At 45.2% G+C, this 1,903-nt stretch carries 3 protein-coding genes; all 3 read right to left on the reverse strand.

All coding sequences use genetic code 11. The features are described from left to right. Positions 1–269: 269 nt before the first annotated feature. The 3 genes from B5D35_RS23500 to B5D35_RS23510 all read right to left on the reverse strand — a co-directional run bounded on the left by B5D35_RS23500 (position 270) and on the right by B5D35_RS23510 (position 1,697). Entirely contained in the window at positions 270–731 is a 462-nt protein-coding gene (locus tag B5D35_RS23500; RefSeq protein ID WP_078754813.1) for an RES family NAD+ phosphorylase, read from the reverse strand. Beyond that, the gene (gene parS / locus B5D35_RS23505; RefSeq protein WP_078754814.1) at positions 731–1,153 is read right to left on the reverse strand and encodes a type II RES/Xre toxin-antitoxin system antitoxin; all 423 of its coding nucleotides are present in this window, start codon (positions 1,151–1,153) and stop codon (positions 731–733) included. The genes B5D35_RS23500 and parS overlap by 1 nt, the downstream gene beginning before the upstream one ends. Positions 1,154–1,232: 79 nt before the next feature. Then, on the reverse strand, positions 1,233–1,697 hold the full coding sequence (locus B5D35_RS23510; protein WP_078754815.1) for an Lrp/AsnC family transcriptional regulator: 465 nt from the start codon (positions 1,695–1,697) through the stop codon (positions 1,233–1,235). Positions 1,698–1,903 lie beyond the last annotated feature (206 nt).

The following is a 1,903-nucleotide window of genomic DNA, read 5'->3' on the forward strand; positions in this document are numbered from 1 at the left end:
CCATTCCCATGCCAACCCTAAGTGCGCATTATGTATATTATGTTAAATAGGGTATGCCGATACGTGAAATCTGCTTCTCTTCTGTCTGTAATGACCCTCTTTCTTCTATCAAATCAGTCTATTGAACGTAATTGGCTATTTACCATAAAATAGCTAATACATACTTTATTCAATTCTCGCCTAAACTGGGTTTCGACAGACTTTAATGCAGCATCCCTTAGCAACAAGCCTCAGATAACCGAGGCTTTGAACGTCTTTGTACGAGAATTTTACCGCATCATCTTTTTCAATCTGCTGTCGTAATAAAAATCTCGCTGATCGATGACTTTCACTTTCGAACTATCGGGATGCATTGGGTTGACCAGGAAATTGTATTCGCAGGCAACTATCGCCGACGGCAATTGAATGACCGGTGTTGTCAGCTCGCGTAACCAAGTAGAACCATAATGTCGGGAAACATCTGCGTCTGGTACGGCATCCCAGCCGTTTGGCAGTTCAGTTTCACTGACGCGCTTAATCGCAATATCGTCAGGGATATAAATGGTCATCATAACCAGTGGCGGCATTTGCACTGGGCTTTCGTGAACAAACCGTTCAAGTGCAGCCAAGGATCGAGAACCCGCAGTATATAGAATCGGTTGCCCTTTTTGATGCCAGCGACCTGAGGCAAACATGCCACCCATGCCACTGAGATCGGCAAACTTCTTTACCGAAAGCCTAAATACTTCCATCAGGCCGTCATTCCGTGCATCAACCGATTGAGAATGGTTTCGACGTATTGAATGCCTGTATTGGTATCTAAATAGTCTACCGCCGCTTTTCCGCCAAAAGCCACTTGAGGTGTTTTAAGCCACTCGAGAGCCGTTTGCCGATTTCCGTAATAATCCACAGCCAGATCAACGACGCGACGAATAGCCAATGTCTTTTCCGATTGTGATGGTGTGAGCAGATCTGTGTCACTTTTGCGCTGTAAGCTTCGTGAACTCAAACCAATAAGAGACACCCACTCGCCACTTGTCATGGCCATGTCTTTCATCACCTTACGGGCATGCTTAACTGTCAAGCCATGGCGAATAATTTCAAGCTCAGTATCTTGGTTGATTACCTGCCCTTTTTTAACCACACCTAGAGAAACTAATTGTTCTGCGTACATAGGTTGCCTCCGTCAGACTATGGTTAAATTATGTGCGCCATTTGTCGTGTTGTAAAGCGCCAGTTGTCTCATGAGCAATCTAGATCGGCAGTTTGGTGCGCCTTTTCACCTGACCGAATGCAAAGCTGGATTCAATCGCCGCGATGTTGGGAAGACGTGTCAACTCGCGTCGTATAAACCGCTCATAAGTTTTCAATGATTCGCTCACGACGTGCAGGAGGTAGTCATGCGTCCCTGTCATTAGATAACATTCCAGCACTTCATCCATATTGCTGATAAGAGTTTCAAACCGCTTCATATTTTCTTCGGTCGGCTTTTCGAGCTTGACCAAAACAAACACGTTAATAGGAAGCCCACACTTTTCCTGGTCGATATGCGCGTGATACCCAGTAATAATGCCCTTCTTCTCTAGTGCTCGAACCCTGCGTAAACACGGCGAGGGTGAGAGCGATATACGGTCCGATAACTCTTGATTCGTGAGCCGCCCTTCTCGCTGAAGTTCGCTGAGGATGCTCCTGTCGATTTTGTCTAGCTTGATGTCCATTTCATCTCCCTTCATTTTCCTGCAACTAACTTGCACTTTTATGCATGGTTATTAGCAGAATATGCCATTTATGGTGATATTAGCGCCATTATTCGCAATTTTTATGATCACTGCGGCTTTGTTGCTTAATTCGGTTGGAAGACATGGCAGCCTAAAGTTGTTCGGTTCTTAAGCAATATACTGAGTTTCAGGCATACCCAGTCCTG

The sequence above is a fragment of the Enterovibrio nigricans DSM 22720 genome (assembly GCF_900167155.1).
Lineage (GTDB): Bacteria > Pseudomonadota > Gammaproteobacteria > Enterobacterales > Vibrionaceae > Enterovibrio > Enterovibrio nigricans.